A 19,342-nucleotide genomic window follows, 5' to 3' on the forward strand; every position below is an offset into this window, starting at 1 on the left:
GACTCCTCTCATGTCCAAGAGGGAACTTTGAACGCACCATGCCTTATTGATATGAGTGCAGGATGGATCTCCTGGCGCACCTCGACGCGTACGTCGCGACGGCCGACGAAGCGAGCTTCTCCCGGGCGGCCGACCGGCTCGGTATCGCCCAGCCGCTGCTCAGCCGCCGTATCAAGACGCTGGAGGAGCACTTCGGCGGCCTGTTGTTCGACCGTTCGCGGCGGCAGACCACGACCACGGAGCTGGGGGTGCTGCTGCTGCCGTACGCGCGGGACGTGCTGGACCGGGCCCAGCGGCTGCGCCAGGTCGCCGCCGCGGCCGGACGGACCCGGATGCGGGCCGTCGGGGTGCCCGCGCACTGCGCCCCGGCGGCGCTGGCACGCGCGATCCGCGCCGGCGCCGAGCGCGGAATCACCCTGGGCATGCGTGAACTGCCGCCCCGGGAAAGGGTTTCCGGGCTGGCCGACGGCTCGCTCGGCTACGCCCTCGTACGGGTTCCTCCGGAGCGGGGCGCGTTCCGGGTGCCGCTGGGGCTGGCGTCGGCGCCCGGGGCAGCGGACGGCGAGCGGCTCCCGGCGTACGGCGGCCCGCTGCGCGCGGCCCATCTGGAGGACCTGCGGCCCCGCCGTCGCCGTACCCCCGAACCCCCCGCACCGCTCCCGGTGTTGACCGTGCCGGAGGATCACGTGCCCGCTTGCGAGGACCGCCTGGAGCGTGCCGCCGCCCGGGCCGGGCTGCCCCCGGGCCGGTTCCGGCCGGCCGGGTCCGCGGCCACCGCGCTCGCGGAGACGCTGGCCGGGCGGGCCCTGCTGCTGTGCGCCGAACCGTTCGCCCGGCAGCACGGGGCGCGGTGGGCACCGCTGGCCGACCGGTCACTGCACCGGGGGTACGACGTGGGCACCGCCGCGGACCGGGCCGGCACGGCGGGCGTGCCGGACTGGCTGGCGCCGCTGCTGGCGTCGGCCGTGGGAGCCGTCGCCACCGGTTCCGGCGCGCCGGGCCCCGGCGCCGAGGACGCCCCCGCGCGACTGGCGGCACGCGGATGAGCGCGGCACCGGTGCACCACCCGGTGTACGTCGGCGACGACGGCGCCCTCCTGGACGTCGCCGAGGCGATCGCCGCGGACTGGGCGGCCCTCGGTGTACGCGGCTCGTTCCTCGCCCGGAACCTCGCCACGGGCGGACAACTGGGCTTCGACGTCGAGGAGATGATGCCGCTCGCATCGGTGGTGAAGGTCCCGCTCGCGCTCGTCGTACTGGACCGGATCGCGGCCGGGGACCTCGACCCGGCGCACCCGGTGACGGTCGACCCGGCGCACAGCAGCGTGGGTCCGACCGGGCTCGCGGCGTTCCGGTACCCCGCCACCGTGGCCGTCGGCGACCTGGTCCTGCAGATGCTGTCGGTGAGTGACAACGCGGCGGCGGACACCCTGCTGGATCTGGTGCCGGTGGCGGACGTGGACGCGCGGCTGCGTGACTGGGGGTGCGGGGGCATCCGGATGCGGCACCGGATGAACCACATGTACGAGTGCGCCGCCGGTGCGGCGGGGAACGACTTCTCCCTCGCGCTGGAGCTGGCCGTACGGGACGAACGGGCGGGCCGGCACACCATCGAGACCCTGGATCCGGCGTACGCGAACGTGGGGTCGCCATCGGCGTTGGTGGGGCTGTTGCGGCGGGTGTGGTGCGATGAGATCTCCGTTCCCGGGGCGACCGCGGAGTTGCGGCGTCTGATGGGCCTTCAGGTCTTCACTCACCGCCTGGCGAGCGAGTTGCGCGCGGACACGTTGCGGTGGAGCGGGAAGACGGGGACGTTTCTGCATCTGCGGCACGAGATCGGTGTGGTCGAGGCGGAGTCCGGGGACCGGGTGGCGGTGGCCGCGCTGACGCGCGCGGACCGCTGCGCGGGGTCCGCGGCGGATGTCGACCTTGCGATCGGGGCCGCGGGGCGGGAGGCGTTTGAGGTGTTGCGTCGGTGAGGAGGTGTTCGCGGCGGAGCCGCGCAAAGAAAACAGCCCCGCGCCCCTTCGGGACGCGGGGCGCCGCCCGGGCGGGATCGCGGCGGTGGGGTGGGCGGCCCGGTCGCCGTCCGGGCCGGGCCGCCCGCTGAGGGTGTGCCGGTCAGGCAGGCTTCACCGCCGTGACCGCCGTCGCGATGACGGTGTCGTCGCACTCGGCGAACTCACCGTCGCTCAGGGCGACTTGGTGCGCACCTGCACCGGGCAGGCCGACCACGAGCGTCGGGTAGACGGCGGGCTTCGCGCCGGACTTGCAGTAGCCGTCGCCCTCGCCCTGGACCTGGTGGAAGGTCAGCTTGACCCATGCCTTGCCGCCCGGCGCGAGGCGCACCGCCGTTGCCGTGCCCGTGGGGGTCACCTTCAGCGGGCTGTTGTGGTCGGGGGAACCGTTGCCCGCACCGGCCACCGTCGGGTGGCCCCGCAGGACACACGCGTGTGCGGAGACGTTGGTGAACTCGACTATCGCGGCGCCCGTGCCGGTGCCGACCGGATGGTCGGCCGCCTGATAGGCCGTCGCCTTCACGGCCGACACGGTGCACTGCGGCGCCGTGGTGGCCGTGGTGTGGGACGCGGGAGACACCGCGGCAGCCGAAGCGGTCGACGTGCCGCCGCCGGAGGACCCCGGGGCCGACGTCGCCGTCGGGTTGTGGCTCGCCGTGGTGGCGGCGTGGGAAGGGACGGCGGAGGCCGGGGTCGGGGAGGACACCTTGGCCGTCCCTTCGCCGCCTCCCAGCCCGCATGCCGTGAGCGACAGCGCGCCGGCGATCACGGCCGTCGCCGACGCGGCGAGGCGGATGGTGTTGCGGTGGTACATGAGGTCCCCCGATTCCCGTGTGTGGGTCCGACCGGCTTCCTGCCGGTACGCACCGAGGGAGACAGAGCCGCGGGATCCCGGGTTTCCGCTGTGGATCAGCTGTGACGGTTGTGGATCATCTGTGCCAGTTCCGTGACGTGGAGGGGGAACACCCTGACGTCCGGCGCACGACAAGGGCGTCCGGCCCGACCGTGCAGGCCGGGCGCGGACGCCCTGGGAGCGGTGCTCAGACCAGGTCGAACCGGTCCAGGTTCATGACCTTGTCCCACGCCGCGACGAAGTCCTTGACGAACTTCTCCTTCGCGTCGTCGGAGGCGTAGACCTCGGCGAGCGCGCGCAGCTCGGAGTTGGAGCCGAAGACCAGGTCGGCGCGGCTGCCGGCCCACTTCAGCTCGCCCGTGACGGCGTCGCGGCCCTCGAACGTGGTCTGGTCCTCGGAGGTCGACTTCCAGGTCGTCCCCATGTCGAGCAGGTTGACGAAGAAGTCGTTGGTGAGGACGCCGGGCGTCTTGGTGAGGACGCCGAGCTGGGACTGCTGGTAGTTGGCGCCCAGGACGCGCAGACCACCGACGAGCACCGTCAGCTCGGGCGCGCTCAGGGTCAGCAGGTTCGCCTTGTCGACCAGCAGGTACTCGGCCGGCAGCCGGTTGCCCTTGCCGAGGTAGTTGCGGAAGCCGTCCGCGGTCGGCTCCAGCGCCTCGAAGGACTCGACGTCGGTGTGCTCCTCGGTCGCGTCCACCCGGCCCGGCGTGAAGGGCACCTGGACCTCGAAGCCGCCCTCCTTGGCGGCCTTCTCGACCGCGGCGACACCGCCGAGGACGATCAGGTCGGCCAGAGAGACCTTCTTGGCGCCGGAGGAGGCGTTGAAGTCCCGCTGGATGCCCTCAAGGGCACGCAGCACCTGGGCCAGCTCGTCGGGCTCGTTGACCTCCCAGCCGCGCTGCGGGGCCAGGCGGATACGGGCGCCGTTGGCACCGCCGCGCTTGTCGCTGCCCCGGAAGGTGGAGGCGGACGCCCAGGCGGTGGTGACCAGCTGGGACACGGACAGGCCCGAGTCGAGCAGCTTGGTCTTCAGGGTCGCGACGTCGGCGTCGTCGATCAGCTCGCCCTCGCGCTCCGGCAGCGGGTCCTGCCAGATCAGCGTCTCGGCCGGGACCTCCGGGCCGAGGTACAGCGACTTGGGACCCATGTCACGGTGCGTCAGCTTGTACCAGGCGCGGGCGAAGGCGTCCGCGAACTCCTGCGGGTTCTCGTGGAACCGGCGGGAGATCGGCTCGTAGATCGGGTCGAAGCGCAGCGAGAGGTCGGTGGTGAGCATCGTCGGGAGACGCTTCTTCGACGGGTCCTGCGGGTCGGGGATGATCGCCTCGGCGTCCTTGGCCACCCACTGCTTGGCACCGGACGGGGAGTCGGTCAGCTCCCACTCGTAGCCGAAGAGGATGTCGAAGAAGCCGTTGTCCCACTGGGTCGGCGTGGCGGTCCAGGTCACCTCAAGACCGGAGGTGATGGCGTCCGCGCCCTTGCCGGTGCCGTAGGTGCTCCTCCAGCCGAGGCCCTGCTCCTCGAGGCCGGCGGCCTCGGGGTCGGCGCCGACGGCGTCGGCGGGGCCTGCGCCGTGGGTCTTGCCGAAGGTGTGGCCGCCGGCGATCAGCGCGACGGTCTCCTCGTCGTTCATCGCCATGCGGCGGAAGGTCTCACGGATGTCGCGGGCCGCGGCCAGCGGGTCCGGGTTGCCGTTCGGGCCCTCCGGGTTGACGTAGATGAGGCCCATCTGGACGGCGCCGAGCGGGTTCTCCAGCTCACGGTCGCCGGTGTAGCGCTTGTCGTCCAGCCAGGTGGTCTCGGGACCCCAGTAGACGTCCTCCTCCGCCTCCCAGACGTCCTCGCGGCCGCCGCCGAAGCCGAAGGTCGTGAAGCCCATGGACTCCAGGGCCACGTTGCCGGCGAGGATCATCAGGTCGGCCCAGGAGATCTTCTGGCCGTACTTCTTCTTCACCGGCCACAGCAGGCGGCGGGCCTTGTCCAGGTTGGCGTTGTCCGGCCAGCTGTTCAGCGGCGCGAAGCGCTGCTGGCCGGCGCCGGCGCCGCCGCGGCCGTCGCTGATGCGGTACGTGCCCGCGCTGTGCCAGGCCATGCGGATGATCAGCGGGCCGTAGTGGCCGAAGTCGGCCGGCCACCAGTCCTGGGAGGTGGTGAGTACCTCGGCGATGTCCCGCTTCAGGGCCGGAAGGTCGACGCTCTTGAACGCCTCGGCGTAGTCGAACTCCTCACCGAGCGGGTTCGTCGCGGGCGGGTTCTTGGCCAGGATCTTCAGGTTGAGCCGCTCCGGCCACCACTGGCGGTTGTCACCGCCCTGGGTCGGGTGCAGGGCCCGGTCGTGGGCGACGGGGCAGCCACCACTCGCCCCCTCACCCTTCGCGTCCGTGACGATCGCGTCGTGGTTCTCAGTCATGGCAATCCTTCCGAACTGTGCGGAACTCGGTGCTCAGGAACTGCGGCCGGTGGAGCAGTCGGGGCAGGTGCCCCAGTAGACGACCTCGGCCTCGTCGATGGCGAAGCCGCGGTGGTCGGAGGCGGTCAGGCAGGGCGCGTCACCGACCGCGCAGTCGACGTCGGCGACGGCACCGCAGGACCGGCACACGATGTGGTGGTGGTTGTCCCCCACGCGCCCCTCGAACCGGGCCGGGTGACCGGCCGGCTCGATACGGCGGACCAGACCCGCCGCGGTGAGTGCGTGAAGGGCCTCGTAGACGGCTTGCAGGGAGATGTGGCCTACGCGGTCGCGGACCCCGGAGGCGATCGCCTCGACGCCGAGGTGGTCGCCCGCCCGGACGGTCTCCAGCAGCGCGACGCGGGCTGCCGTCACGCGCAGGCCGGCACCGCGGAGTTCCTCGGCGGTGGTCGGGGGCGGGGAGGCGGTCATGAGGGGGAACCTACCCTCATAAACACGAGGTGTTCAAGAAAACGAACGATGCAATTTTGGTCGCGTCCCGTCGCCCGCCGGCCATCTCCGCGCCCTCCTCGGCCCCCGCCGCCCGCGCCCACCCGAACGTTTGCTTCTGCGTTTGCCGACGCCGCACTGCGCCGGGAGTGGGCGTCCGCCGCCGGACGGCCGCGCGCGGCGTGTCCGGCGCGAGCGGTCCGGTGCACGGGTGCGGGGCATGCCCGCATCATGTGGCTCCGGACGGGCGCCGGGGGCGCGGCAAGCCGGACGATCCTCCCAACGGGTGAGCGAGGGCGCACCCGAGCCGCGCGGGATGCCCCCCTGCGCTCCGGCGGCGTTCGGGCCGACGCCGGGTCAGCCGGTGGGCCGGCCGGTGGTGCGGGCGTACCGGTATCGGCGGGCCAGGGCGTGGAAGGCCTCCTTCGGTTCCCAGTGCCAGCCCGAGGCGGGGTCGTCCGGGTGATCCTTGAGGGTCTTGGTGAGGGCGTAGCTCGCCAGGTCGAGGTCGTGGCGCGGGTCGTCCGGGCGGTGCGGGGCGTCAGGGGTCACGAACTCGAAGGCCATCGCCGCGTACAGGTCCATCGAGGAGAAGGCGTCGAGCAGGTGCATCAGGTAGGTCGCCTGGGTGCGCTCGCTGCGGACCAGGTCACCCTTGATCTCCGGGGGTTTGCTGTCGTAGTCGACGACGTCCCAGCCCATGCCGCCGGTCCGGGGCGCCCCGACGTAGGCGCAGGTGCCGAACTCGGTGATGGCCAGCGGTTTGCCCCAGCGCAGATAGCGCCTCAACTCCCTTGTGTAGTCGGCCTGGCGGGGGAAGTACGAGTAGTAGTCGATGCCCACGATGTCGAAGAGGCGCCAGTCGACCTTGTCGTCCTGCGCGGCGGCGTAGCTCAGCCGGCCGTGGAAGACGGACCGCCCGACCGCGGCCGCCCGCGCCGTGAACCGGTCCAGGCGGCGCTGCATCGCGGCGGGGTCCACCTTGCCGTCGAGCAGGTTCCGGATGCGTTCGAAGACGGTGTCGCCGGGGACGATCCCGGGCACGAACAGCCAGAACTCGCAGCCCACGCTGAGGTCCACGGCCGCCCCCTGCCGGCGCAGCCGCTCCGCGAACCGGCCGGTCTCGGCCAGGTGTTCCAGGATGTCGCGTTCCGGGACGTCGCCGAGGGTCGGCTGGAGCCAGACCCGCAGTCCCCGTTCGGCCGCTTCGGCGGCGGTGGCCGTGAGCCGTTCCACGCCGTCTCCCGTCACATCGACGGTGTCGGCGTACAGTTCGTCGCGGATGACCCGGATGTCCTCCCGCATCCGGGCGGCGCTGAAGGCCGTGCCCGGCGTCTCCCCCGCGCCCACCGTGTACACGACGCCGTGGTGGTGCAGTCCGCGACGCGGCCCTCGGCGCGGTCCGCCCTGCGCGGCGCGGGCCTCGCCCGACGGCAGCACGGTCGCGGCCAGGCCCGCGGACGCCAGGCCGGCCAGGAACTGTGCGCGCTTGATCCCCTTGCTCCTCTGCATACGGGCCACCCTGCCGGGCCCGGCCGCCCCGGAACCATCCGCCGACGGTCTACGGCGACGGGCCGAAGGGTGGCCGTCCGGCGCCGAAGGGTGGCCCTGTCACATGAACCCCTCGGAGTGAGGAACTCGGACTCCGACCCCGAAGGCGGCCGTCGAGAGGGGCGCTGGTGGACCTGGACGCCGTCGCCGACGAGCTGTACGGACTGCGGCCGGAGGACTTCGTCGCCGCCCGTGCTCGTCGCGCCCTGGACGCCCGCAAGGCCGGTGACCAGGCTCTGGCCCGGCAGATCGGCGCGTTGCGGCGGCCGAGCCTGGGAGCCTGGGCCAGCAATCTGCTCGTACGCCGGCGGCGGGAGGAGGTCGAACCTCTGCTGGCCCTCGGCGAGGAGCTGCGGCGGGCCCATCGTGAACTGGACGGCCCGCAGCTGCGCAGGCTCGCCCGTCGGCAGGGCGAGGTGATCGGCACGCTCGGGCGGCAGGCCCGGCGGCTGGCGGCGCAGGCCGGGCATCCGGTGGGCGAGGGCGTCCAGCGCGAGGTCGAGGAAACCCTGCACGCCGTGCTCGCCGATCCGGAGGCCGCCCGGGAGTGGGCGGCGGGACGGCTCGTGAAGCCCCTCAGCTCCACGTTCGGGTTTCCGGAAACCGACGAGGCGGCCCTCGAACGCCGCCCCACCGCCCCGTCGGCGGCCGGAGCCAAGCAGCGCGCCGAGGCCGAGGAGACCCGCGCACGCACGACGGGAACGCAGGACACCAGGGGCGGGACGACCGACGGACGCGGGGCGGCCGGGAAGCGCGGCAAGGGGGAGGAGCGCGAGGACGAGCCGGCACACCGGCGGCGTCTCGCCGAGGCTCGCCGAGCCGCCCGTGACGCCGAGCGGGACCTGCGCGCCTGCGAGGCGGAGGCCCGGGCCGCCGAACGGGAGGCGGAGGAGGCCGGCGGCCGGGTGGCCGGTGCGGAGCGGCGGGTGCGTGCGCTGCGCGCGGAGCTGCGGGACGCCGAGGAGGAGCAGCGGCGGGCGCGTACGGACGAGCAGGCGGCGCGCGAGCGGGCCCGGCAGGCCGACCGCGCCGTACGGCGGGCCCGGCGGCACGCCGAGACGACGGCGGACCGGGCGGCCCGTGCGTCCGCGGGCCCCGCACACCGGCTGGTCACCAGGTAGCACCAGGACGGACGCCGCGCAGGAGGAGGCGAGGAGCGCCGCCGGCTCCAGCGCGGCACCTCGGACCGGATCCGCAGCGGATGGGCATGCGGCGAGGGCTGGGCGTCACCCCGGCGGCCGGGTGAGTCTGGCGGCCACGGCGTCGAGGACCCAGTCCAGGCCGGTCGCGAAGGATGTCCCGGCGTCCACGTCCGTGCCGTCGTACACGGCTTTGGTCAGCGCCGGGAAGCGGCCCGTGGCCAGCATCCTCGTCACGTGCGGGCCGGAGGCGCGCTGCCAGTCGCGCTTGGACAGGCCCGTGGCGCGCTCGGCCCGCAGGTTCGCGATCTCGCGCCTGATCGCGCCGGTGACGTAGGCGCTGACCGTCTCCACGGCGCGCATGACGGTGTCGATGCCGGCGAGGCCGTCGAGGGCGGCCAGCTTGGCCTCGGTCACGGCGAGGCCGTTCGGGCCCAGGGCCGGGCGGCCGCCGAGCAGGTCGGCGAGCCATTCGTGGCGGAGGGCGGCCTGCCTGGTGCGGTGGGCGAGGACGCGCAGCGCCTCCCGCCAGTCACCGGACTGCTCCTCGGGGAGAATCTCGGCCTGGACCTCGTCCGCCATGAGGTCGAACAGCTCCTCCTTGGTGGAGATGTATCCGTACAGCCGCATCGGGCCGGCGTTCAGCCGGGCGGCGACCTTGCGCAACGACACCGCGTCCAGCCCGCCCTCGTCGGCCAGCGCGATGGCGGCGGCGACGATCCGCTCCCGGTCGAGCGGCACGGGGCGATTCGCCGGCTCCGGCCGGTCCCAGACAGTCATGGTCACACCGTTCTCTTGCGATGCATCGTATTGCAGAAATACAGTGTATCGACATGAGACATCGTATCGCCGTGGTCGGAGCCGGCCCCGCCGGGCTCACCCTCGCCCGTGTCCTGCACCGCCACGGCCACCCCGTCACCGTCCTCGAACGCGATCCCGCCCCCGACGCCCGCCCCCCGGGCGGCACGCTGGACCTGCACGAAGGGCTGGGTCAGCTCGCGCTGGACAAGGCGGGGCTGCTGGCCGGGTTCCAGGCGCTGTCCCGTCCCGAGGGGCAGGCCATGCGCATCCTGGACACCGACGGGACCGTCCTGCGCGACTGGCGACCCCGTCCGGACGACCGGGCCAATCCCGAGATCGACCGCGGGCAACTCCGTGACCTGCTGCTCGGCCCTCTCGACGTCCAGTGGGGCCGGGGCGTGACGCAGGTGGTGCCCGGGACTCGGGACGGCGTACTGGTGCGTTTCACCGACGGGCGACAGGAGGCGTTCGACCTCGTGGTCGGCGCCGACGGCGCCTGGTCCCGGGTGCGCCCGGCGGTCTCGCCGGTGACGCCGCACTACACCGGCGTCACCTCGGTCGAGACCTCCCTCGACGACGTCGACACCCGCCACCCCGACCTCGCCCGGCTGATCGGCGACGGCTCGGTGGCCGTGTACGGCGTGAACCGAAAGCTCGTCGCCCAACGCAACGCGGGCGGCCATGTCAAGGTGTACGCCCAGTTCCGCGCACCGCTGGACTGGCACGCACACCTGGACCTGGCCGACGCCGAGGCCGTGCGATCGAGCCTGCTGGCGCTGTTCGACGGCTGGGCCGCGCCCGTCCTCGACCTCCTCCGCAGCGGCACCGCGTTCATCCACCGCCCCCTCCACGTCCTGCCCGTGTCCCACACCTGGACCCATGCCCCCGGGGTGACGCTCCTGGGCGACGCCGCCCACCTGATGCCCCCGTTGGGCGCGGGCGCGAACCTCGCGATGCTGGAAGGCGCCGAACTCGCCGAGTCCATCGCCACCGAACCCGCAGATCTGGACGAGACCGTCCGCGCCTTCGAGGAACGGATGTGGGCACGGGCCGCCAGGTGGGCGAAGATCACGACGGCCGGTCTGGAACGCCTCGTGAGCCCGGACCCCGCCCAGGCCCTCGCCCTCTTCGACCAGGTCCAGCCGTCCTGACCGCCCAGCGCGGGAGCACCGGCGAACCGGTGCGATCCTCCTCCCCGGGGGCCGGTCCAAGGTGACGCGGGATCAGCTCGTCAACGCGCCCAAGCGCACAGCAGCTTGACCGCAACGGTCGACCGGCCCGGGACACGCGGGCCGACCGGGTGACTCCGGCGGGGCCGGGCGGGGGGCCTGTTCCTCTGCCTGGAGTCGCCGACGACTGCGCCGAGTTGGCGGACAGCGGTCACTGCCGGCGTGGGCCGGCCGGTGGCGGTGAGGAAGGCGTCACCGCTTCGTGTACGGTGGGCCGACGGCCGATCAAGGCGGTGGGCAGGGTTCACTCGAACGGGTGCACCCAGCCCGGCCGTCCGTGGCATCCGGGAGGGTCCGTCGTTCGGCAGCGAGTGTGATGTTTGCCATGTGACGTGATGGACCAGGGGTGACAGGGCAAGATACCCCTTCATGCCCCACGCCAACCCTCTGCGGCAGGTGATTTGATGACCACGGCGACGACCCGGGCGCTCCGGACGACGCCGCCCGCCCGTACCGGCGAGACGACCGCCAGGGATTCCCCGGCCACCGCCATGCCCTCCCTGCCGTCCCTGACGGGACTGCGGTGGATGGCGGCGCTCCTGGTGTTCGGACTGCACGTGAACAACTTCGGCTATTTCGGAGGCACCAGCGCCCGCCTCGTGACCTGGGGCTTCGGTGCCGGTGCCACCGGGGTGTCCTTCTTCTTCGTACTGTCCGGCTTCGTACTGACCTGGTCGGCGCGACCCCGCGACCGCGCGCTCGCCTTCTGGCGGCGGCGCATCGCGCGCGTCTACCCGGTGCACCTGGTCACCCTGGCCGTCGCCCTCGTCATGGCCTACTCGCTGGCGCACCAGCCGAGGCCGACGCCGAAACAGGCCCTGTCCAACCTTTTGCTGCTCCACTCCTGGTGGCGCCCCTGGTGGCAGACGCTGAACCCGGTCAGCTGGTCGCTCGCCTGTGAGGCGTTCTTCTACGCCTCCTTCCCCCTGCTGTTCCTGCTGCTGCGCCGGCTCGGCGCGCGCGCCTCGGCCGCGCTCGGCACGCTGTCGGTGGCGGCAGTCGTGGTGCTGGCCTGGGCGGACGCCCACCACTGGTGGACGTATCCGCTGTACTCCTTCCCCGCGGCCCGGCTGCCGGAGTTCGTCCTCGGCGCGGTCACCGCGCGGCTGGTGCTGCTCGGCCGGTGGCGCGGGCCCGGTCTTGAGGCGTCGCTCGCCCTGGCGATCATCGGCTACTTCCTCGTCCCGCAGGTCACGCCCGGCTACTCCGCGACCGCGTGCACCATCGTCGGGTTCGCACTGCTCATCCCGGCCGCGGCGGTCGCGGACGTCCAGGGGCTGCCCTCGCTGTGGCGGCGCAGGCGGCTGGTACGGCTCGGTGAACTGTCGTTCGCCTTCTACATGATCCACCTGCTGGTGCTGCGCGCCGGCACCGAGCTGCTCGGGACGAAGCCGCACTTCGGGCTGCTCGCGGGACTGGCCGTCACCACGGTCGCGTTCTCCCTCTCGCTCGGACTGTCCTGGGTCCTGTACGAGGCGGTGGAGTGCCCGGCGAGACGTCTGCTGCTGCGCCGGCGCCGCCGCCCCACGCCCCAGCCGGACCGGGTGGAGGCACGCGGCGAGGCACCGGCCGCGGCACGGGACTGAGCGGGCTCCCCGGCCGTCCCGGGCGCCCGGCAGGCGGAGCGAAAGGTGGCCGAGCCTGCGATCAGGTGCTCCTTCCTGCTCGCCTCCCGGTTCTGGGCATCGTGAAAGCTGGAACGCGTGCCAGTGCCCCGGTGGCGACGTTCGCCCGTCAAGGAGCGGTGTCCGGTGCGTGCTCCGAGGGTCCCCCCGGCCGGAGGCCGGGAGTGCCGGCCGGAAGTCCTCGTACCGTACGTCCTGCTCCGCGTCCTCGCGGGAGTTCCCGGCCGGATCGCACGCACGGGTGACGTCGGCAACAGCCGGGAGAGTCCGGCGTGATTCGGGGTAGTCGGCCCACCGGCACCGGCCCGGTGGCGTCCGCCGCCGGGCCGACGCGCCCGTGATGCCGAGTTGTCCCTAGACCAAGGGAGTTGGACCGATATGCGAAAGGAGACGATGGGAGTGCCCGCGCAGGACATGGCCGCATCGGCGCCACAGGTGGTGAGTTCCTTCCTGGAGCGGCGCCGGGAGCAGATCGCCCAGCGCTGGGCCGACGCGCCCTTGTTCCGCTCGGTCTTCACCGTCTCCCGCGACGAGGCGGTGGAGGCCTGCAAGGCCGTCGTGGACTCCCTGTCCGAGGTGGCGGTGAGCGGGCGTCTGGAGGACATCACGGCACCCGGGTTCGCGCCGGTGCGCGACCAGCTGGGGCGCATGACGCAGTCCCTGGCCCTCACCGGCTCGGCCCCGTCCCAGATCGCCGACGAGGTGGCCGGACTGCGGGTCCCCGCCGTGGAGTTGCTGCGCGAGGAGTTTCCCGATGCCGCGGCCCCGCAGGCCCAGGAGAGCGTGCTGGCGCTGACCCTGCTGGTGGGCACGCTGCGCCTGGTGGTGATGGAGACGGCGCTGGACGCGAACGCGGAGCTGATCGAGCGCCAGCGGCAGCAGCTGCTCGAAGTCGCCACCCCGGTCATCAAGCTGTGGGAGGGCACGGTCGCCGTCCCGCTGATCGGGACGCTGGACAGCGCCCGCAGCCAGGTCGTCATGGAGTCGCTGCTGGAGGCCATCGTCGAGCAGCGCGCCCGGTTCGCCATCCTGGACATCACCGGCGTGCCGACGGTCGACTCGCTCGTCGCCCAGCATCTGATGAAGACGGTGGCCGCCGCGCGGCTGATGGGCGCCGAGTGCATCGTCTCCGGCATCCGTCCGGCCATCGCACAGACGATCGTGCAGCTGGGCATCGACCTCGGCTCGGTGCTCACCCGTGCCTCGCTGGCCGACGCCCTCGCCTACGCACTGGTCCGGCAGGGCATCGAGGTCTCCCGTGCGGACGCGGGTGCGAGTGCGCGGTGAACCAGCCCACTCCCGGTCAGCCGGCCCCGGTCCCGGTGCTCGCCGTGGGCGACGTCCTGCTCGTCTCGCTCCAGGGCGAACTGCACGACGGCATGGCCGAACAGCTGCAGCAGGACATCAGCAGCCGCATCGCCGCCAGCCGGGTGACCGGCGTGGTGCTCGACATCTCCGGGGTGGACGTCGTCGACTCGTTCCTCGGCCGGGTGCTCGCCGAGATCGCCTCCACGGCCCGGCTGCTGGCGGCCCGTACGGTCCTGGCCGGGATGCGGCCCGCCGTGGCGATCACGCTCGTGGAGCTGGGGCTCGCCCTGCCCGGTCTGGTCACCGCGCTCGACGTCGACCGCGCCCTGGAACTGCTGGCCCGGAGGGGGACGTGATGAAGGCATCCGGCCAGGCGTCCGCGACCAGCCTGCCCATCGGCTCGGACGCGGATCTGGCCTGGGTGCGGCAGCAGGTGCGGCGGTGCGCGGCCCAGCTGGGCTTCGGGCTCGTCCAGCAGACCAAGCTGGTCACGGCGGCGAGCGAGCTGGCCCGCAACACGCTGGTGCACGGCGGCGGCGGCCGGGCGGAGATCACGCCGCTGGACAACGGCCGCAGCCGGGGCCTGCGGATGTGCTTCACCGACAGCGGCCCCGGAATCCGCGATCTGGAGCTGGCCATGACCGACGGCTACACCACCGGAGGCGGTCTCGGCCTCGGTCTGAGCGGTGCCAAGCGGCTGGTGCACGAGTTCGCCGTGGACACCGAGCCCGGCCGGGGCACGACCGTCACGGCCGTCGCCTGGGTGACGCAGGTTCCCTCGTCGCGAAAGGGGGCGGGATGAGGCGGGTGTGGGAGGTACCGGTGGGCGACTCCACGCGGGTACGCGATGCCCGCACGGCCGCCCGGGAGGCATGCGCGCAGGCGGCCCTCGGCCCGCGGACCGCGGCCGCCGAACTCGTCGCCACCGAGCTGGCCACCAATCTGCTCAGGCACGCGGGCGGCGGCCGGATGGTGGTCAATCTCGTCGGGCCGCCGGCCGGCGGTCCGGGTGTGTCGGTGCAGCTCTTCTCGCTCGACCACGGGCCGGGCATCGCCGACGTCCCCACGGCGCTGCGGGACGGCTACACCACCGCCGGGGTCTCCCTCGGCGCCGGTCTGGGCAGCTGTCTGCGCAGCGCCGACGCCTTCCACCTGTACAGCGCGCCGGGCCGCGGCACGGTGGCGACGGCCCGGTTCGACCCGGAGCGCCGCAGGCGCGGGACGCCCGCGGCGCAGGTACCGGCGGGCGGGATCTGCGTCTCGCTGGCCGAGGCCGGGCAGTGCGGTGACGCCTGGAGCTGGGCGCGCTCCGGCGCCCTGCTGACCCTGCTCCTCGCGGACGGTCTGGGGCACGGCCCCAAGGCCGCGCACGCGTCCGCGACCGCGGTGGCGGAGCTGCACCGGGCGGCGCACCTGCCGCCCGGCGAGATCCTGCGCCGGCTGCACACGGCGCTGCGGCCGACCCGCGGCGCGGCGGTCGCCGTGGCCCAGCTGGACACCGAACGCGCGGAACTCGGCTTCGCCGGGGTCGGGAACGCCGGCGCCCGGCTGCGTACCCGGGAGGGCTGGACGTCCCTCCTCTCCCGTCCGGGGATCGTCGGGGCGTACTTCCCGGCCCACCTCCCCGTGCGCCGGATGCCGTGGCACCCGGACAGTCTGCTCGTGCTGCACAGTGACGGGCTGCCCAGCCGGTGGACGCCGCCGGACGATCCCCGGCTGCTCGGCCAGGACCCCGCGGTGCTGGCCGCGGCCGTCCTGCGCGACGCCAGCAGCCCCGCCCGCCCCGTACGCGACGACACCAGCGTGGCCGTACTGGCCCCCGACCGCCGGACCAGCACCCATGACAGCCGTCTCTGACACCTGGACCCTCGCCTGTGCCGCCGACGCGGCCCGCGCCCGTGCCCTGCTGGCGCGGCTCACCGCGGACGCCGCGGTGCCCGCGCTGGACCGGGCCCGCTTCCTGACCGCGCTCGGCGCCCGGCTGCGGCCCTGCCGGGACGGGGTCCGCGTGGAGCTGACCGTGACCGTCCACGCCGACGGCACCCTGCAGGTGCTGCTGCGCGGGGCCGAGCCGTGGCAGCGCACCCTCGCCTGCCCCACCCCCGTCGCCGGGCCGCTGCCCCGGCCCGGCGACTTCGACGGCACCCGGCTCGCCGAGGCCCTCCTGGACGCCGACGAGGACACGTCCGCCGTGCTCGCGCACCTGGCGGAGACGGAGGAGCTGATCCGCTTCCACCGGGAGGAGCTGCACCAGACCAACCAGGGTGTACTCGCCCTGCACGCCGAGCTGGAGGCCGCGGCGCTGGCCCAGCGGGAGCTGCTCGACGCCGAGCGGGCGGCCCGCGCCGAGGCGGAGAACGCCCGGCGGCAGCTGACCTTCCTCGCCGATGCCAGCGCCGCCCTGAACGCCTCGCTGGACCACGAGGACATCCTGCGCCGGCTGCCGGAGCTGCTGGTCCCGGAGTACGCCCGGCAGGTCGACGTCTGGCTCGTGGACGACGAGCGGACGCCCCCGGCGGAGCGGGCGGCGGCCTCGGTGACGGCGGCCCGCACCGGCCGGCCGCAGCACGCGGGCCCGCGGCCGGGCGGACTGCCGGGGGTGGACGACCTGCCGGCCTCGGCGCTGTCCCCGGACCGTCCGCTGCTGTGTCTGCCGCTCGGCGTGCGCGCGGTCCAGGGTGTGCTGACCCTGGCCGCGCACGGCGACCGTTTCGACCCGGACACCACGGTGATGCTGGTCGAGCTCGCCCGGCGGGCGGGCATCGCGCTGGACAACGCCCGCCAGTACCAGCAGCACCGCAACGTCGCCGAGGAACTGCAGCGCGCCCAGCTCACCGACCTGCCGGCCACACCGGGCCTGGCGCTCGCCGCGCGCTATCTGCCGGCCACGCACGGGATGAACATCGGCGGCGACTGGTACGACGCCTTCCCGCAGCCCGACGGCAGTGTGCTGGCGGTGATAGGGGACGTCACGGGGCACGGGCTGCGGGCGGCGGTCATCATGGGCCAGCTGCGCACCGCACTGCGCGCGTACGCCGTCGAGGGCAACGGGCCCGCCCGTATCCTCACGCTGCTGCACCGCATGCTCCGCCACCAGCAGCCGGAGCTGTACGCGACCTGTGCCATCGTCCGGGTCACGCCCGGGGATCCCCGGGCGGTGTGCGCGGCCGCCGGGCATCCGCCGGCCGTCGTACGCGGGCCCGACGGTGAGGTGCGGGTGCTGGAGGCCAGACCGGGGATCATGCTGGGCGTCCCGGTGCCGTTCGAGTACGAGGAGGACACCGTCGAGCTGCCCGCGGGCTCGACGCTCGCGCTGTACACGGACGGGCTGGTGGAGCGGCGGTCCGCCGGTATCGACGCGGGCATCGAGCGGCTGGCGGGGGCCATGGGCGCGCTCGCCCCGGCGGAGCTGGAGGACCTGGAGACCGCGGCCGACTCGCTGCTGAAGCCGATGCTGTACGACTCCGAACACGACGACGACATCTGCCTGCTGCTCTGCCGCACCACCGGGACCTGACCAGCCGCGCGCCGGTTGACGCGGGCGTCAGGCGGTGGACGGGAAACGGTCCCACACCCGGTGGGAGCCGAGGAGCTGGGCGAGCTGCTGGAAGACCGTCGTGGCGCCGTCGCCGGCGATCACACCGGGCGCGTCGAGGGGGATACCGGCCGCCTCCAGCGCGCTCTGGGCGCCCTTGGCGGCGCCGATGGCCTTGCCGTGCCGGTACGCCTCCGCCAGCAGCAGGCCCACGCGCGGGTCCGGGGTGCCTTCCCGGGCGGCGGGCAGGCCCGCCTTGGCGTCGCGGGCGCCGTACGCGTCGGCGCCTACCCCCGGGGTGCCGGCCACCAGCAGGGCGTCGAACTCCACGGAGCGTGCCGTGGCGTAGGTCCGCTGCACGTTCAGCGCGTCCTCGCCGGTGCCGAGGGTGCCGCCCGTCGGCGCGACGACCAGCGGGACCATGCCGCCGTCCAGCACCTCCTGGCGTACGGCCCGTACGCCGTCCAGGTCGCCGTCGGGCCCGGTGACGATGCCGATGATCCGGCCGTCGGTGGGCCAGGTGTGCCCGACCTGGGACAGGGCGGGGCTGGGCGCGACGTCGGCCAGGGGCACGGTGGGCTGCGGCGCGGGCAGGCCGAGGCCGGTGGCGACGCCCGCGCACAGCTCGGGGTCGATGTTCGCCAGCACCTGCAACGCCCGTTCCCTGATGGCCTGTTCGTAGCACTTGGCGAGTTCGAAGGTGTAGGCGCCGATGATGTGCTCGCGCTCCACGGGGCTCATGCTGAGCCAGAACCGGCGCGGCTGGCTGAAGTGGTCGTCGAACGACGCCGGCGCCTCGCGGACCTTGGTCGCCTCCGGCACCCGTACCGGAGTCTCGACGAACGCTCCCGTGCCGGCGCCGGCCGTGAACGGGCAGCCGCCGTCGAGCGAGTTGGGCCGGTAGGGGGCCGCGCCCCGGTGCACGGCCGTCTGGTGCATGCCGTCGCGCAGCATGTCGTTGACGGGGGCGTGCGGCCGGTTGACCGGGATCTGCGCGAAGTTGGGGCCGCCGAGGCGGGTGATCTGGGTGTCCAGGTAGGAGAACAGGCGCCCGGACAGCAGCGGGTCGTCGGTGATGTCGATGCCGGGGACGAGGTGGCCCGGGTGGAAGGCGACCTGCTCGGTCTCGGCGAAGAAGTTGGAGGGGTTTCGGTCGAGGGTGAGCAGTCCGATGGGCTGCACGGGGGCGAGTTCCTCGGGGACGATGTTCGTCGGGTCCAGCAGGTCGATGCCCTCGAACGTCTGGTCGGGGGTGTCGGGGAAGGTCTGGATGCCGAACTCCCACTCGGGGTACGCCCCGGCCTCGATGGCGTCGGCGAGGTCCCGGCGGTGGAAGTCCGGGTCGACACCGTTGATGATCTGCGCCTCCTCCCACACCAGCGAGTGGACACCGAGCTTCGGCTTCCAGTGGAACTTCACCAGGGTCGTCCCGCCGTCGGCGTCGACCAGGCGGAAGGTGTGGATGCCGAAACCCTCCATCGTGCGGTACGAGCGCGGGATGCCCCGGTCGGACATGTTCCACAGGGTGTGGTGGGTGGCCTCGGTGTGCAGGGTGACGAAGTCCCAGAAGGTGTCGTGGGCGCTCTGCGCCTGCGGGATCTCCCGGTCGGGTTGCGGTTTGGCGGCGTGCACGACGTCCGGGAACTTGATCGCGTCCTGGATGAAGAAGACCGGGATGTTGTTGCCGACCAGGTCGAAGACGCCCTCGCTGGTGTAGAACTTCGTCGCGAAGCCGCGGGTGTCCCGGACGGTGTCGGCCGAGCCCCGGGAGCCGAGCACGGTGGAGAAGCGGACGAACACCGGGGTCTCCACGTCCTCGGCGAGGAAGGCCGCCTTGGTCACGTTCGCGGCCGTGCCGTAGCTGCGGAAGACCCCGTGCGCCGCGGCACCGCGGGCGTGGACGACGCGCTCGGGGATGCGTTCGTGGTCGAAGTGCGTGATCTTCTCCCGCAGGTGGTGGTCCTGCAGGAGCACGGGACCACGGGGTCCCGCCTTGAGCGAGTGGTCCGTGTCGTGCAGCCGGGTGCCCTGGGCGTTGGTCAGATAGCTGCCGCTCTGCGCCATCCGGGCCTGGTCGGCGCCGGTGGGCTGGCCGGTGGGCGAGACGGTGTCGGGGCCGGTCTGGTCGGGCTTGGGCGGGAGCGGCTCATGGGGTTCGGTCGGCTCGGCGAGCGACGGCGTGCGGGGACCGGGCTTGCCGGGGATGCCGTCCTCCGGGCCCGCGCCGTCGCCCCGGAGGGCGTCCGTCACCTTGTCCGCCGCTCGTTTCAGCGGGTTCGTCTCGCTCATCTCCACCATTCCTTCGCTGGTCACGGGGGCGGGCCCGGCACCGGTGAGGCGGGGTGTCCGACCCGCGGTGGCCACACCCGGGCATACGGCCGG

General features: G+C 73.4%; 16 protein-coding genes. 10 read left to right on the forward strand and 6 right to left on the reverse strand.

Annotated features, from left to right (window positions below):
• The first annotated feature begins 62 nt into the window (after positions 1-62).
• Positions 63-1,046 carry a LysR family transcriptional regulator gene (locus ABT171_RS23095; RefSeq protein ID WP_351246646.1) on the forward strand — a complete coding sequence of 328 codons (984 nt, stop codon included), beginning with the start codon at positions 63-65 and terminating at the stop codon, positions 1,044-1,046.
• On the forward strand, positions 1,043-1,978 hold the full coding sequence (locus ABT171_RS23100; protein WP_351246648.1) for a serine hydrolase: 936 nt from the start codon (positions 1,043-1,045) through the stop codon (positions 1,976-1,978). The genes ABT171_RS23095 and ABT171_RS23100 overlap by 4 nt, the downstream gene beginning before the upstream one ends.
• 142 nt (positions 1,979-2,120) lie before the next feature.
• Here the strand turns inward: ABT171_RS23100 and ABT171_RS23105 are convergent, their stop codons facing one another.
• The 4 genes from ABT171_RS23105 to ABT171_RS23120 all read right to left on the reverse strand — a co-directional run bounded on the left by ABT171_RS23105 (position 2,121) and on the right by ABT171_RS23120 (position 7,284).
• Positions 2,121-2,831, reverse strand: coding sequence for a DUF4232 domain-containing protein (locus ABT171_RS23105; RefSeq protein ID WP_351246650.1), 711 nt, complete (start codon positions 2,829-2,831; stop codon positions 2,121-2,123).
• A gap of 226 nt (positions 2,832-3,057) precedes the next feature.
• On the reverse strand, positions 3,058-5,283 hold the full coding sequence (gene katG / locus ABT171_RS23110; RefSeq protein ID WP_351246652.1) for a catalase/peroxidase HPI: 2,226 nt from the start codon (positions 5,281-5,283) through the stop codon (positions 3,058-3,060).
• 33 nt (positions 5,284-5,316) lie between these two features.
• Positions 5,317-5,754 (reverse strand): Fur family transcriptional regulator, encoded by a 438-nt coding sequence (locus ABT171_RS23115; protein WP_351246654.1) that lies wholly within the window; start codon positions 5,752-5,754, stop codon positions 5,317-5,319.
• Between the two features lie 375 nt (positions 5,755-6,129).
• Positions 6,130-7,284: a glycoside hydrolase family 113 protein gene (locus ABT171_RS23120; RefSeq protein WP_351246656.1), complete on the reverse strand. Its 1,155-nt coding sequence runs from the start codon at positions 7,282-7,284 to the stop codon at positions 6,130-6,132.
• Positions 7,285-7,451: 167 nt separating this feature from the next.
• Between ABT171_RS23120 and ABT171_RS23125 the strand changes: the two genes are divergently transcribed.
• Positions 7,452-8,444: a hypothetical protein gene (locus tag ABT171_RS23125; RefSeq protein WP_351246658.1), complete on the forward strand. Its 993-nt coding sequence runs from the start codon at positions 7,452-7,454 to the stop codon at positions 8,442-8,444.
• Between the two features lie 105 nt (positions 8,445-8,549).
• Here ABT171_RS23125 and ABT171_RS23130 read toward each other — a convergent pair whose 3' ends face one another.
• The gene (locus ABT171_RS23130) at positions 8,550-9,242 is read right to left on the reverse strand and encodes a TetR/AcrR family transcriptional regulator (protein WP_351246660.1); all 693 of its coding nucleotides are present in this window, start codon (positions 9,240-9,242) and stop codon (positions 8,550-8,552) included.
• Between the two features lie 53 nt (positions 9,243-9,295).
• Between ABT171_RS23130 and ABT171_RS23135 the strand changes: the two genes are divergently transcribed.
• From ABT171_RS23135 to ABT171_RS23165, 7 genes are all read left to right on the forward strand, one after another.
• On the forward strand, positions 9,296-10,414 hold the full coding sequence (locus ABT171_RS23135; protein ID WP_351246662.1) for an FAD-dependent oxidoreductase: 1,119 nt from the start codon (positions 9,296-9,298) through the stop codon (positions 10,412-10,414).
• A gap of 482 nt (positions 10,415-10,896) precedes the next feature.
• The gene (locus tag ABT171_RS23140) at positions 10,897-12,078 is read left to right on the forward strand and encodes an acyltransferase family protein (RefSeq protein WP_351246664.1); all 1,182 of its coding nucleotides are present in this window, start codon (positions 10,897-10,899) and stop codon (positions 12,076-12,078) included.
• A gap of 432 nt (positions 12,079-12,510) precedes the next feature.
• Positions 12,511-13,404, forward strand: coding sequence for an STAS domain-containing protein (locus ABT171_RS23145; RefSeq protein ID WP_351246848.1), 894 nt, complete (start codon positions 12,511-12,513; stop codon positions 13,402-13,404).
• Positions 13,401-13,781, forward strand: coding sequence for an STAS domain-containing protein (locus ABT171_RS23150; protein ID WP_351246665.1), 381 nt, complete (start codon positions 13,401-13,403; stop codon positions 13,779-13,781). The genes ABT171_RS23145 and ABT171_RS23150 overlap by 4 nt, the downstream gene beginning before the upstream one ends.
• A complete protein-coding gene (locus ABT171_RS23155) occupies positions 13,781-14,227 on the forward strand; it encodes an ATP-binding protein (protein ID WP_351246667.1) in 447 nt (148 codons plus the stop codon). Before ABT171_RS23150 ends, ABT171_RS23155 begins: the two co-directional genes overlap by 1 nt.
• Positions 14,224-15,282, forward strand: coding sequence for a SpoIIE family protein phosphatase (locus tag ABT171_RS23160; RefSeq protein WP_351246669.1), 1,059 nt, complete (start codon positions 14,224-14,226; stop codon positions 15,280-15,282). Before ABT171_RS23155 ends, ABT171_RS23160 begins: the two co-directional genes overlap by 4 nt.
• The gene (locus ABT171_RS23165; RefSeq protein ID WP_351246671.1) at positions 15,266-16,942 is read left to right on the forward strand and encodes a PP2C family protein-serine/threonine phosphatase; all 1,677 of its coding nucleotides are present in this window, start codon (positions 15,266-15,268) and stop codon (positions 16,940-16,942) included. Before ABT171_RS23160 ends, ABT171_RS23165 begins: the two co-directional genes overlap by 17 nt.
• A 27-nt stretch (positions 16,943-16,969) precedes the next feature.
• Here the strand turns inward: ABT171_RS23165 and ABT171_RS23170 are convergent, their stop codons facing one another.
• Positions 16,970-19,249 carry a catalase gene (locus tag ABT171_RS23170; protein WP_351246673.1) on the reverse strand — a complete coding sequence of 760 codons (2,280 nt, stop codon included), beginning with the start codon at positions 19,247-19,249 and terminating at the stop codon, positions 16,970-16,972.
• Between the last annotated feature and the right edge of the window lie 93 nt (positions 19,250-19,342).

It is taken from the genome of Streptomyces sp. NPDC001851 (assembly GCF_040297165.1).
Lineage (GTDB): Bacteria > Actinomycetota > Actinomycetes > Streptomycetales > Streptomycetaceae > Streptomyces.